The organism is Hymenobacter sp. BT188 (genome assembly GCF_014333585.1).
In the GTDB taxonomy this organism is placed as follows: Bacteria; Bacteroidota; Bacteroidia; order Cytophagales; family Hymenobacteraceae; genus Hymenobacter.
Map to the genome: position 1 here is coordinate 13,466 of NZ_JACSCW010000006.1, position 12,963 is coordinate 26,428.

The window sequence follows — 12,963 nt, forward strand, 5'->3', positions numbered from 1 at the left end:
TCTACGTTCTCTTAACCCGTAGCCTTTATGGAAACCATGCAGCCGAGTGATTCCGCGTTGATTTCGCTCTACATTGCCGGCAAAGAAGATGCATTCGCTCTCTTGCTGGAGCGGCACAAAGCCCGCGTCTTCACTACTATTATGCTCATCGTGCGCGATGAAGCTGTTGCTGAAGACTTACTCCAAGACACCTTTATAAAAGCCATCCACACCATGAAGGGTGGACGCTATAATGAGGAAGGAAAATTTTCTTCCTGGATCTGCCGTATTGCCCACAATTTGGCCATCGACTGCTTCCGCCGCGAAAAACGCAAACCTTTATTGAGTCTCGATACAACAAGCCATGCCTTTAATTCGTTGGCTTTAGCGGAAGAGGGCGCGGAAGCGACCATCACCCGCGAAGAGACCCATGCCCGGTTACGCGAATTAATTCAGGACCTGCCCGCGGCGCAGAAGGAAGTGCTTGTTATGCGTCATTATGGCGATATGAGCTTTCAGGAAATCGCCGATGCAACGGGGGTCAGCATTAATACCGCTCTGGGGAGGATGCGCTACGCGCTTATCAACCTGCGGAAAAAAATGGCCGCACAACCCGTTTTCTATGATCAAAACATTTACCCAAGAGAAGCTGATCCGGTACGTGTACAACGAGTTGCCGGATAAGGAACGCCAAGAAGTAGAACAGGTCTTGGTGCATGATGCTGACCTGGCTGCCCGCTGTGCCGATTTGCTGCTGGCCCAGCGTTGCCTCACCAGCTTGCAGCGCGGCCCTCAGCCTGCCACTACCCAAGCCATTCTACAGTATTCGCGCACCTTTCTGACGCCGTCGTAGAAGAGAAAAGAGGGAATGAGTAATGAGAGTAGCGTATTTTGCTGCTTCATTACTCATTCCCTCTTTTTATGCGCAAGGCCGAACGGTTTCGTCGCTTTCTGGACTACTTCACCACGCACTTCCCGGAGCCGCAAACGGAGCTACAGTATTCCAATCCGTACGAGCTTATTGTGGCCGTAGTTCTCAGTGCCCAGTGCACCGATAAGCGCGTAAACCTAGTAATGCCCGAGTTGCTACGTCACTTTCCGACACCGGCACACTTAGGCGTGGCATCAGCAGATGATGTTTACCCTTTTATCCGCAGCGTATCCTACCCAAATAATAAGGCGAAACACTTAGCTGGCTTGGGGCGGATGCTAATGGAGGACTTTGGAGGTGAAGTTCCGAGCACCATTGAGGAGTTACAGCGCTTGCCCGGCGTCGGCCGAAAGACGGCGAATGTGGTTGTATCCGTTATTTACAACCAGCCCGCAATGGCCGTAGACACGCACGTCTTCCGTGTGTCGCACCGGCTTGGGCTAGTTAATCGCTCATCAACTACGCCGCTGGCAGTGGAGAAGGACCTGGTGCGCTACATTCCCGAAGCGCTAATTCCCAAAGCTCACCATTGGCTGATTCTGCATGGCCGCTACATTTGCGTAGCTCGCCAGCCTAAATGCGCGATTTGTCCCCTGATGGATATTTGCAAGTATTATGCGGAGCACTTTGGCTTGCCAGCTGCTGATAATGCTGGATCCTTAACGGAGCCAAAATTGCCCCCCAGCAGCCCAGATAATCTATCTGTAGGCACAACATAGTACATAAGTAGTTCTAGTTGGTATTAGATATTGCGTCCTCCAGCACCGTCTGAACCTCGGCTGCTATCAGTTGCCTATCAAAATGTAGCAAGGCAATATCTCTTCCCCTTTCTCCTGCTTGTTTCAGGTTGGAAGGGTTGGCCAATACGTCACTCAGACATGAAGCCATCATGGATGCGTCGCCGGCGGGCGTGTACCAGCCACACCTGTAGTCTTCTACCCATTTTTTTGTCCAGCCATTGTTCGTGACCACTACAGGAGTACCCACGGCAAGGCTGTCATAAAATTTCGCGGGTGAATTTGCGTCTAATACAGGCAGATTCAAGAAAGAAACAACCGACACCTCGGCCATTTTGAACCACGTAAATACGGCGTGGCGGGGCTGGGGGGCAATTAAGCGAATACCAGTGCATCGGACAGCCGCTGCTCGAATCAGGGGTTCATAAAAGCCATGCCCAATAAATAACCACGTAACATCCGGATGGCTGGGGGCCATCTTTTCGGCCGCGGCAACCAATGTTGGGATGTCATTAGCCCGCCCGAAAGTACCAGCATACAATATCACTCTGCGACTCGTCAAGCCCTGCTGATGCCGCAAAGCCGCTACGGCCGCGTCGGTGGCCGTAGCGGCTAGGTGAAAGTCCGTACCGTTGAGAACCGTAGTTACTTTAGCTGAGCTTATCCCTAGAGCCTCAATATAGCGTGACATATCGGGCGATAGAGGCAGAATATGTTTTGCGCTGGTATATAATCCTTTCTCCAAGGCAAACAGCCGTTTTTGAGCTATCTTATTAGGCACGGCACCCATAGCAATCGGGAAGGAGGGCCATAAGTCTTGCACCTCAAACACCCACGGCACCCGCCGTAGGCGCGCAACTCGCGCCGCGGCCCAGGCAGCCGTTAGCGGCGTAGATATTCCCCAGATAACATCCGGCTTGTCCAAACGCAAGCCTTCGCGCAGGGCATAGGCTGCATATTGCCCAAAAGCTAATGCCCGCCGGCCGACACCCATCTTATTATGGTAGGGTACTTCGGCGGCTCGCATTTCTACGCCTTCCGGCACCCACGGAAACTGTTGGGTAAGGCGCTGTGGCTCCCAGGTACGCGTTGTAATCAACGTTACACGATGCGTGCGGGCCAAATGCGCGAGCAGGGTGTAATGCCGACTGGTGGCCGGACAATCGGGGTTGGTATGATACTGACTGAAAACCGCGATATGCACTTCGGCTACTAAAAACTATCTCTTACTTCCTCTCGCTTTTGCTCGGCAAATTTTCTGAAGCTACTTACGCTTTGGCCGGTAACGCGACTCGTTCAGAATAACCTGTGGATCCTTCATGGCCATGAGCTTAGCAAGCGTCACATTTGGATGATTGTCCATGTATTTGCGCACAATTTGCCAGCCTACCCAGGCACCAATACGACCAGGGGCCGTTTTGGCAATTTCGGGCACATTGGGGCGCTCACTCACGTATTTCTGAATGGTAAAAGGGCTGTTGTTATAGAGCAATTTTTTCTCGATAAAATGAGCCCACACCTTACTTTCATTAAACTCCAACCCGGCCAGTTCCTCGGCGGTGTAGCCAATAAGTACCGAATCGGGAGTGCAGGGCAGTACCTTCTCAGTGAAGTAAAGCGACTTACCTAGTTGTATCATCTCACCAAGCATGGTTTGCTGGTTAGCGGGCAACGGTTGGTTGTACTTGCTGGAAATGGCCTGCGCTACGGTCGGTAATAGGTGAGCAGGTGTGTAGCGCCGCAAGATGTAGCCGGGCACATTGGGGCGGTAGCTAGCTTTAGGGCCCACGAAGAAGTCGAGGCTGAGTACCATCAGGCTATCATTCACAAATAAATCCTGGCTTAAGCCGCTTACAAACGTCTTGACTGGTGGCACTCGGAAGTCGGGGAAATAATAGCGTACGTGCTGCATCAGCTGCTTTAGCTCCATCTGCAGCGTGTCGGTGCTGGAAAATTCAGCTAACGTTTCACGGCCTAGCTTCTGCAACCCCGGATTGGTAGCCAGGCGCGTGAGAGTAGCCGCCAGAGCCGCATCGGAAGGGTACTGGCGGCGCTGCAGAAACTGATTGGCCAACAACGGGTTCCGAGCCAAGAACTGCTGGGCCTCCGCTTCGTTCTTGATAGCAAAGAATGATTGCTCCAGACGCTCAACTTGTACGGGCGCCTCTATCTTGGCTACTTCTGGGTTTATTTCGCAGGTGTTAGCCTTTTTGCAGCCAGCCAGGAGCAATAGAGTACTTAGCCAAATGGCAAAACGGGCACGCGGGGGGGCAGATTTATAATACACGGTTCTATCTTTGGGACGAAAATAGCCAAAACGAAACGCCAGCCAGTCAGCTTTCGTGTTTCAGGTGTCGTTTTATCCGTTTAATTATGAAAAAAATACTCTTAGCCCTGTTCTTACTAGGCGCTTCCCTCGGTACTGCTTCCGCTCAGGTTGAAATTGGCATTAAGCTTTCACCATCTATTGCCTACCTGAGGGCTGATGCACCTTCGCAATACAATTTTCAATCGGAGAAAAGCAAGGTCGGTATCGGTGGTGGCTTAGTTGTCGATTATTTCTTTGGCCAAAACTATGCTTTCGGCACGGGTTTACAACTCACCAGCAAAGGCGGTACTGTTTCTTATGATGCCAATACCACTATTCAGGATAATGAGCAGAAGATTAGCCTTCAGTACCTAGAGATACCGCTAACCGTGAAGCTGTTTACCAACGACATCACCACGGATACTAAGCTTTACTTCCAGTTGGGGGGCAAAATTGGCGGCTTGGTAGCAGCCCGCATTGATGGCGAAAAATTCTACCAATTCGGTGGCGAAAAGGCCACGAAGCACTTTATCATTCCGGATGCTGCCTTACTTGGTGGCCTCGGGGCTGAATATCAAGTGGGTCAGAGCACAAAAGTGTTTGCCGGTCTCTCCTATCATCACGGCCTTGCTAATGTGGACCGTTACTTCAAAAAGAATGGTTTCAATGGTGCTACCCTAAAAAACGGAGAAGTAGCGCTTGACTTGGGCATCAAGTTCTAATCGAGCCAGAAAAAGCCCCCCAGCCGCGTCTTATACTTGGAAGATGTGGCTGGGGGGCTTTTTTGACCGAATACTAATTTACAGAACACAGCTCGGGTCTATCAAAAAGCCCGCCTTGCTCATCCAGAGCGAGGCGGGCTTTCTTCTTGGTCAGGGGCTTTTCGCAGAAAAAACCGTTAGTCCTTAATCGATAATCTCTATTTCGCGGTCTTGGAGGCGAGCCATAGCGGCTGCGGGTGAGTGCAGCTCAATGTCTTCGCCTCGCTCGTCCTCAATGCGGTAGTCGGTGAGGCCCAGGCTAGTATCCTTGGTCACTTTTACCCACTTATAGTATTTCAGATACCACTTCATTTGCTTGGAAACCAAGCCTTTGGTGTAGTACGCGTACAGGAAAGGGTGCACGTGCAGGGTAATACCCGACTGGTTTTGGGTCACGAGCAAATCTTCAATGCTATTCTCAATCTCGTCGGTAACAAGGATAGAGGCCGAAATCTTGCCGGTGCCGCCGCAGGTGGGGCATAGCTCGCCGGTGATGATGTTTTCAGCGGGCCGCACGCGTTGCCGCGTGATTTGTAGCAAGCCGAACTTGGTGATGGGAAGAATCGTGAAGCGCGCTTTATCGTGCTTCATAATATCCTTCACCGCGTCCTCCACTTTTTTGCGGCTCTCCGCTGATTTCATGTCAATAAAGTCGACAACAATAATGCCCCCCATATCACGCAAGCGCAGCTGACGGGCCACTTCGCGAGCCGCCGACATGTTTACGTGTAAGGCATTAGCCTCCTGGTCGCTTTCCTGGTTGCTCTTGTTGCCCGAGTTTACGTCGATGACGTGCAAAGCTTCGGTGTGCTCAATAACGAGGTAACCACCACCGGGCACCGTTACAGTTTTGCCAAACAGCGTTTTGAGCTGCTTCTCAATGTTGAAATGCTCAAACATCTTCACCTTGCCAGTATAGTGCTTGAGCAGTCCCAACTTATCAGGAGCGATTTTCTCCAGGTAAGCACGCATCTCCTCGTACATCGGCGCCGAATCGACGGTGATGGCGTCGAAGGACTCATTGAGCATGTCGCGCAGCATGGAGCTAGTGCGGCCCAGCTCACCCAGAATTTTATCACGCTCCTTGGCGGTGCGTAGGGTCTGGAAGAGCTGTTCCCAATTAGCCGTCATGCTCTGCATATCCTTATCCAGCTCGGCTACCTCACGGCCCTCCGCTACAGTTCGGATAATAACGCCGAAGTTGTCAGGCTTGATAGAAGCGATAAGGCGCTTGAGGCGGTCTCGCTCCGTACGGCTGACAATCTTCTTGGAGACGCTAATGGTATTGGAGAATGGCACCAATACGAGGTAACGACCAGCCATCGAAATATCGGTGGATAGGCGCGGACCTTTAGTCGAAATGGGCTCTTTTACAATTTGAACCAGCAGTTGCTGGCCCTTTTTGAGCACGGTGTCGATCTTGCCGACTTTGTCGAGCGGCTCCTCAAACTGAAAAGTCTTCAGTGGCCCGACGGTGATTTTCTGCGATTGTACGCCTTTCACCCACTTATTCAGCGACGGGAAGTTCTCGCCCAAATCGCCATAGTGCAGAAAAGCGTCTTTTTGATACCCGATGTCAATGAACGCAGCGTTCAGACCGGGCATCACTTTCTTGACCGTACCCAGGAATATGTCACCAACGGAATAGTTGGTGTCGTTGCGGTCGAAATGATATTCGATGAGCCGCTTGTCCTGGAGCAGGGCAATTCGTTCGCCATCCTGAGCAGAATTAATGATTAATTCGTTACTCAATGTCTCGGTAGCTTAACTAATCTCCCCAAAAGCGCCTGCCTTTGCCCCCCGAAACCCACAAAGGGAAGCCAGTGCACCAAGGCACCAGCTTCCCTTCCGAGCCACGGGGAAAGCATCAAACCAGCCACTCTCAAGGATACTAAATGAGAGATAAACGGACTTTGGTTGAAGCCTCAACCGTCCGCCAGCTAACCCCGCGGGGCTTACTTCTTCTTATGACGGTTCTTGCGCAGACGCTTCTTGCGCTTGTGGGTGGCAATCTTATGACGCTTTCTCTTTTTACCGCAGGGCATGTGGTTGTAGGTTAAATGGTTGAATGATTCTATTGTCGAATAGCTGACCTTTTATTCCTCGCTCCTGCATCAAGTGCAGTGAGTTTCGGAATTACAAATCTGCCGATTTATTCCAACTTGCTCAGCTCCTCATCAACGGAGGCCGCCAAACTAGGGTCGCTGCTTAGGCTTTTCGCTTTAGTAAAAGCCGCTCTAGCTTCTTCCTTAGCACCCGTTTGGGCCAAAGAAACGCCTAAATAAAACTGACCGTTCACATTTTCTGGATTCACTTTCACAAGCTCCTGAAAACGTTCTACGGCTTTATCATACTGGTTGCTTTGAATAGAGAGGATGCCTAGGTTATAGAGCGCCTTCTCATTGCGGGGGTTGGCAGCCAGCACCTCGCGCAGTAACGTGACGCCCTGCACGGGGTTGTCGCTGGCCATGTAAGCCATACCCAAGTTAGTTTTGGCGTCGAGATTATCGGGGTTATTTTTCAACACCTTCTCGTACAGTTCCCGGGTTTTAGTGCTCAGCGTTTTGGCCCGCTCCTCCGTAGCTGCGAAGCCAAAAGCCTCGAAGTACTCATCAGCGGCCCGTTTCCAAGCTTGCTCACCGGGGCGCGCAATAGCTACCTGCTCGTAGTAATAGCCAGCGCTATCAAACTTAGCGATGGCCTTATACTTAGTAGCTAGGTCAGAGGCTACGCGCAAACGAGCCTGCGGATCGCGCTCCTTATTGTAGCGCGCGGCCAATTGCTTGATTTCGCGGCTTTGCTCGGCTGTAGCCTGCTGATGCGGCTGCTCAGGTGTAGCACCTGCTGGCCCAGTGGTTTGCTCCTGATCGCCCGAGGAAGCAATGGCCTTGGAACCATTTGTAGCAGGGCCGCCACCATCGCGGTTGGCCGTCCGAGCTGCATCCTGATTCATTTCCCCTTTACCTTCTTTTGGCTTCACCGTTACCTTGGGCAACAGAAATAACCCAGCCACCAGCACGAGGGCGATGACTAGTATAATTAACTGATGTGAGCGGGAACGTGACGCCATGCAGAAAAAGCAGGCCGCCGGGCTCCCAGTTACGGAGCGCCCGACGGCTAGCCGGCAAAAAGTAAATGGAAGAAAAAGAAGGATTAAGCCTGAGCGGTTTCCTTAATTTTCTTGCTGTTTTTGATTTTGCCGATGAATGTTTTCGACGGCTTGAAGCTAGGGATAAAGTGCTCGTCGATGATGATCGACGTATTTTTAGAGATGTTACGAGCCACTTTCTTTGCCCGCTTCTTGTTTACGAAGCTGCCAAAGCCGCGTACGTAGATGTTGTTGCCGTCGGCCATCGAATCCTTTACTACTTTGAAGAAGGCTTCAACGGTAGCTGACACGTCTCCTTTTTCGATGCCGGTCTTGTCGGCAATCTCGGCGATTACTTCTGCTTTAGTCACGCTGGTAAATGAAATGTACTATGGAGAGAAAAAATATGCTGGGCAAAATATCCCGATTCAACACGTAAGCCCTTGCCCGGTAAGCTGTTCGCTTATGAATTGGGGCCACAAAGGTAGTTTCCTTTTTTGGTTTTGCAACATTATTTACTGATTCCACACGGCTCTGTCTTTCTTTCCTAAATTATTTATTCTCAATATATTGACTTCCCTCTCTTCTGCTTCCGCCCACCCTTTCTTCGCCTCCGCTCTTCTCGAATGGTACCCACGCCACCGCCGCGAACTGCCCTGGCGTCACACGCGTGATCCGTATGCTATTTGGCTCTCAGAAGTCATTTTACAGCAAACCCGCGTGAAGCAGGGCCTCCCCTATTACCTCGACTTTGTAACAACTTATCCTACCGTTCAGGAGTTGGCTGCGGCTCCCGAGGATGAGGTAATGCGTCACTGGCAGGGCTTAGGTTATTATTCCAGGGCCCGCAACATGCATCACACCGCCAAACAAGTTACAAGCGAGTTTGGGGGGCAATTTCCAAGCTCCTATGAGGGCCTGCTCCAACTCAAGGGCGTGGGTCAGTACACTGCCGCCGCTATTGCCTCTTTTGCCTACGACGAGCAGGTGGCCGTGCTTGATGGCAACGTGTACCGGGTGCTGGCCCGCGTGTTTGGCATCAGCTCGGATATAGCCGCGTCGGCCAGCCGTAAAGTGTTTCAGCAGCTGGCTGATACGCTTATTCCAGCAGCCTCGCCCGCTGAGTTCAACCAAGCTATTATGGAGTTTGGGGCTATTCAGTGCACACCTCTGAAGCCCGACTGTCTTTTTTGCCCCCTGCAAGGTCAGTGCTTCGCTTTTCAGCACGGCATGGTGCAGGAACTGCCCGTTAAAAGCAAGGCTAAAGCAGCACGTACACGCTATTTTCACTATATGGTGTTGCGCTACGAGGACACTGTTTACCTCCGCAAGCGTACCGACAAAGACATCTGGCAGGGCCTCTACGACTTTGCGCTTACGGAAACCGAAAGCCCCGATTTGCCCCCCACCGACCTGCTCGACGCGATAGAAGCTCTGGGGGGCAAATTGGATACTAGTAGCGTTTCGGAGCCGGCTTACGCGGCCCGGCATGTGCTGAGTCACCAGAAGGTGGAGGCGCGTTTTCACCCTGTTTGGCTAGAAGCGCCACTGCCCGTTTCCACCCTGACGGCTACTGGTTTGGCAGCTTTCACTAGTACAGAAATAGAGCAGTTACCTAAGGCCGTTTTGATCAGTAATTACTTAGGAAGACCCGGTTTTTAAGCCGACTTCGGCTTGGATGGCAGGTGTATTTTTTGTATCTTTAAAGGAATAGGAAGCAGCTTATTTTGCTTCGTAAACCCTTATTAATCAAGCTATGTCAGCAGGAGTTAACAAAGTAATCTTAGTTGGAAATTTGGGTAAAGACCCGGAAGTGCGCCACCTAGAGGGTGGCGTAAGTGTGGCCAATTTTACGCTGGCTACAAATGAGTTTCACAAGGATAAAAGCGGGGCCCGTATTGAGCGTACTGAGTGGCATAACATTACTGCTTGGCGTGGCCTGGCGGAAGTAGCTGAGAAATATTTGCGCAAAGGCCATCAGGTATATATCGAAGGTCGCATTCGGACTCGTCAGTATCAAGACAAGGACAACCAGACCCGTTACATTACCGAAATCGTGGCTGATGAGATGACCATGCTGGGTGGTAAGCCTCATACTGACGGAACTACTACTCAGGCTGCACCAACTCCGGAGGCTCAAACCTTCCGTCAGGAGCCGGAATTAGACCAGTTACCATTTTAAAAATGCCCCCCAACGGGTTATACTACCTGAAAGCCTCGGCACGAAGCCGGGGCTTTTTGCGTTTCAAGGCTTTCAGGAACGAATCAGTAGATTGAGACAACATCTTCATTTCCGCCTACCTTTGATTATCATCTTCGCATTGTTTCAAATGCCTGTTTTTCGACTTTTCCACGGTTTGAGTGCGGTCCTGCTTTTTGCGGGGGCCATATTTACTTCCTGCACATCTTCTGGGGGCGACTATACGCCTAAGCCTAAGGGTTATAATCGTATTGATTTGCCGCCCCATAGCTACCAGCAGCTCCCATCGGGCCGCCCCTATACCTTTGAGTATTCGCAGCACGCGCGTATTCTGCGGGATTCATCATACTTAGCGCAGCCCAACTGGATTAACGTTTATTACCCGAAGCTGGGCGCTAACGTGCAGATCACTTATACTAATGTGCAGCAGAACCCCAAACTCTATAACAAGATGATGGAGGATGCGCGTAAGCTCACCAGCAAGCACCAAATCAAGGCATCGGCCATCGACGAGAGCATCATGCAAACGCCGAGCGGAATGAAGGTGGCCGTATTTGAACTAGCCGGTGACGTGCCCAGCCAGTTTCAGTTTTATACGACTGATAGCACCAAGCATTTTTTTCGCGGAGCTCTTTACTTTCCTATCGCGACGGCTAATGATTCACTCGCCCCGATCATTGACTATGTCAAGAAGGATATCGTGCAGATGCTCAATACCTTAAAATATCAATAACGTTTTGCTTAGTGAGCAATGCAGGGATTAAGGACGCATTCGTTTTACCCCGGCATTGCTCATTCCCATGAATGAGCAATTTCTTCAATACCAAAATAGAATATTTGCGGGGGGTAGGTACCCAGCGGGCGCAGCTTCTGCAAAAGGAGTTAAACCTCTTTACCTACGGCGACCTCATTCAGCGCTACCCTTTCCGCTACCTCGACCGCACCCAATTCTATAACATCGTCGACCTGCACGATGACCTGCCGTATGTGCAGGTGAAGGGTGTGTTGCGCAACCGTGAAGTGTTGGGCGAAGGCCCTAAGCAGCGTTTAGTAGCTAAAATTGCTGACGAGAGTGGCGAGTTGGAACTGGTATGGTTTAAGGGCGTAAAATACCTGCAAAACGTCGTCAAGAACCACCAGGAGTACATTGTTTTCGGTAAGCCGACCATGTTCAACGGCAAGCCACAAATGGCTCACCCAGAACTAGAGGAAGTAACGGAGGCGAAGCCGGGTCAAAGCTTCTTGCAGCCCGTTTACAATACCACCGAAAAGCTTAAGAACTACCATCGTATTGATAGCAAGGCGCTAGCCCGCATTGTGGCCGACTTGCTCAAAATTGCCCCCCCGCACATTCAGGAGTCGTTGTCGCCGGCGCTGATCCAGCACTACGCGCTCATGGGCAAGGCTGATGCGTTGCAGCAGATTCACTTCCCGCAGAGCCCTGAGCTACTCCAAGCAGCGCGGTTTCGGCTCAAGTTTGAGGAGCTATTCTATGTCCAGCTCAAACTGTTGCGCCAGCGCGACCAGCGCAAAGTAGAGCTAGCCGGCCAGATTTTTCGAGAAGTGCCGTCGTTGGTTGATTTCTATAAGAACCATCTACCCTTCGACCTCACTGGTGCCCAGAAACGTGTTATTCACGACATCTACAAGGATTTTTGCGCTGGCAAGCAGATGAACCGCCTCTTGCAGGGAGACGTGGGCTCAGGAAAGACCATCGTGGCCTTTATTGCTATGCTCATGGCTGCCGATAATGGTGCCCAAAGCTGCCTGATGGCGCCTACCGAAATTCTGGCTGATCAGCACTATGTTGGCCTCAAAGCTTACGCTGACCAGTTGGGCATCAGTATTGGCAAGCTTACGGGCAGCACGCGTACTGCTGAGCGACGGGTACTGCATGAAGCATTGCGGGCAGGCCAGATGCATATGTTGGTGGGTACTCATGCCCTGCTGGAAGATGTAGTACAGTTTCGCAACCTAGGTCTGACTATCATGGATGAGCAGCACCGCTTTGGTGTTGCCCAGCGCTCGAAGCTGTGGCAGAAAAACCCACACGTGATACCACACGTGCTAGTAATGACCGCTACGCCCATTCCGCGCACGCTGGCCATGACGCTTTATGGTGACCTCGACGTATCGGTGATTGATGAGCTGCCCGCTGGTCGCAAGCCCATCGTAACAGTACATCGCTACGATGCTAATCGACTGAAGGTGTTTCAATTTCTGCGCGATCAGATCAATCTGGGTCGACAGGTGTACATCGTGTATCCACTGATTGAGGAATCGGAAACCCTGGACTACAAGGATCTTACGGACGGCTACGAAAGCGTAGCGCGTGCCTTCCCTGAGTTTCAAATCAGCATTGTGCACGGCCGCATGCGGGCCGAGGAGAAAGACTTCGAGATGCAGCGCTTCATCAAAAAGGAAACGCAGATCATGGTGGCTACCACCGTTATTGAGGTGGGCGTAAACGTGCCAAATGCCTCCGTAATGGTAATTGAAAGCTCTGAGCGATTTGGCTTGTCTCAACTGCATCAGCTGCGGGGCCGGGTGGGCCGCGGCGCTGACCAGAGCTACTGCATCCTAATGTCGGGCTACAAGCTGAGCAAGGACTCGCGCACTCGCCTCGAAACAATGGTGCGCACCAACAATGGCTTCGAAATCGCTGATATTGACTTAAAGCTGCGCGGCCCCGGCGACCTGATGGGCACGCAGCAAAGTGGCGTGCTCGATCTGCTCATAGCTGATTTAGCCAAAGACGGCCGTATTCTGAGCGAATCGCGGGCGGCAGCCCAGCAGCTCCTCAGTGAAGACCCCAGTTTGAGTCGCCCCGAAAACCTCAACATCCGCCGACATATTGAGTCGTTGCCGGCAACGACAGTAAACTGGAGCCGGATTAGCTAAAGCACGTTTAGCTAAGAAGCATAAAAAAAGCAACTAACTAGTTGCTTATCAAATGCGT

General features: G+C 51.5%; 13 protein-coding genes. 8 read left to right on the forward strand and 5 right to left on the reverse strand.

Features of this window, described 5'->3' with window-relative positions; translation table 11 throughout:
* Positions 1-27: 27 nt before the first annotated feature.
* From H8B13_RS16890 to nth, 3 genes are all read left to right on the forward strand, one after another.
* Positions 28-663 carry an RNA polymerase sigma factor gene (locus H8B13_RS16890; protein ID WP_187312003.1) on the forward strand — a complete coding sequence of 212 codons (636 nt, stop codon included), beginning with the start codon at positions 28-30 and terminating at the stop codon, positions 661-663.
* Entirely contained in the window at positions 602-832 is a 231-nt protein-coding gene (locus H8B13_RS16895; RefSeq protein ID WP_222841461.1) for a hypothetical protein, read from the forward strand. Before H8B13_RS16890 ends, H8B13_RS16895 begins: the two co-directional genes overlap by 62 nt.
* Before the next feature lie 68 nt (positions 833-900).
* The gene (gene nth / locus H8B13_RS16900) at positions 901-1,629 is read left to right on the forward strand and encodes an endonuclease III (protein WP_187312004.1); all 729 of its coding nucleotides are present in this window, start codon (positions 901-903) and stop codon (positions 1,627-1,629) included.
* A 13-nt stretch (positions 1,630-1,642) separates the two neighbouring features.
* Here nth and H8B13_RS16905 read toward each other — a convergent pair whose 3' ends face one another.
* Together H8B13_RS16905 and H8B13_RS16910 are read right to left on the reverse strand one after the other, a co-directional pair.
* Positions 1,643-2,851 (reverse strand): glycosyltransferase family 4 protein, encoded by a 1,209-nt coding sequence (locus H8B13_RS16905; protein WP_187312005.1) that lies wholly within the window; start codon positions 2,849-2,851, stop codon positions 1,643-1,645.
* 60 nt (positions 2,852-2,911) lie between these two features.
* Positions 2,912-3,934, reverse strand: coding sequence for a gliding motility lipoprotein GldB (locus H8B13_RS16910; RefSeq protein WP_187312006.1), 1,023 nt, complete (start codon positions 3,932-3,934; stop codon positions 2,912-2,914).
* A gap of 86 nt (positions 3,935-4,020) precedes the next feature.
* On the opposite strand from H8B13_RS16910, the gene H8B13_RS16915 reads away from it, so the two are divergent.
* Entirely contained in the window at positions 4,021-4,677 is a 657-nt protein-coding gene (locus tag H8B13_RS16915; RefSeq protein ID WP_187312007.1) for a porin family protein, read from the forward strand.
* A 183-nt stretch (positions 4,678-4,860) separates the two neighbouring features.
* Here the strand turns inward: H8B13_RS16915 and H8B13_RS16920 are convergent, their stop codons facing one another.
* The 3 genes from H8B13_RS16920 to H8B13_RS16930 all read right to left on the reverse strand — a co-directional run bounded on the left by H8B13_RS16920 (position 4,861) and on the right by H8B13_RS16930 (position 8,175).
* A complete protein-coding gene (locus H8B13_RS16920; protein ID WP_187312008.1) occupies positions 4,861-6,468 on the reverse strand; it encodes a ribonuclease E/G in 1,608 nt (535 codons plus the stop codon).
* Between the two features lie 400 nt (positions 6,469-6,868).
* On the reverse strand, positions 6,869-7,786 hold the full coding sequence (locus H8B13_RS16925) for a tetratricopeptide repeat protein (protein WP_187312009.1): 918 nt from the start codon (positions 7,784-7,786) through the stop codon (positions 6,869-6,871).
* Between the two features lie 83 nt (positions 7,787-7,869).
* The gene (locus tag H8B13_RS16930) at positions 7,870-8,175 is read right to left on the reverse strand and encodes an HU family DNA-binding protein (RefSeq protein ID WP_084443967.1); all 306 of its coding nucleotides are present in this window, start codon (positions 8,173-8,175) and stop codon (positions 7,870-7,872) included.
* A gap of 199 nt (positions 8,176-8,374) precedes the next feature.
* On the opposite strand from H8B13_RS16930, the gene mutY reads away from it, so the two are divergent.
* The 4 genes from mutY to recG all read left to right on the forward strand — a co-directional run bounded on the left by mutY (position 8,375) and on the right by recG (position 12,905).
* On the forward strand, positions 8,375-9,466 hold the full coding sequence (gene mutY / locus H8B13_RS16935) for an A/G-specific adenine glycosylase (RefSeq protein ID WP_222841462.1): 1,092 nt from the start codon (positions 8,375-8,377) through the stop codon (positions 9,464-9,466).
* Positions 9,467-9,560: 94 nt separating this feature from the next.
* A complete protein-coding gene (locus tag H8B13_RS16940) occupies positions 9,561-9,986 on the forward strand; it encodes a single-stranded DNA-binding protein (protein WP_187312010.1) in 426 nt (141 codons plus the stop codon).
* A 121-nt stretch (positions 9,987-10,107) separates the two neighbouring features.
* A complete protein-coding gene (gene gldD, locus H8B13_RS16945; protein ID WP_261990430.1) occupies positions 10,108-10,737 on the forward strand; it encodes a gliding motility lipoprotein GldD in 630 nt (209 codons plus the stop codon).
* Positions 10,738-10,808: 71 nt separating this feature from the next.
* A complete protein-coding gene (gene recG, locus H8B13_RS16950; RefSeq protein ID WP_187312011.1) occupies positions 10,809-12,905 on the forward strand; it encodes an ATP-dependent DNA helicase RecG in 2,097 nt (698 codons plus the stop codon).
* Positions 12,906-12,963: the final 58 nt, after the last annotated feature.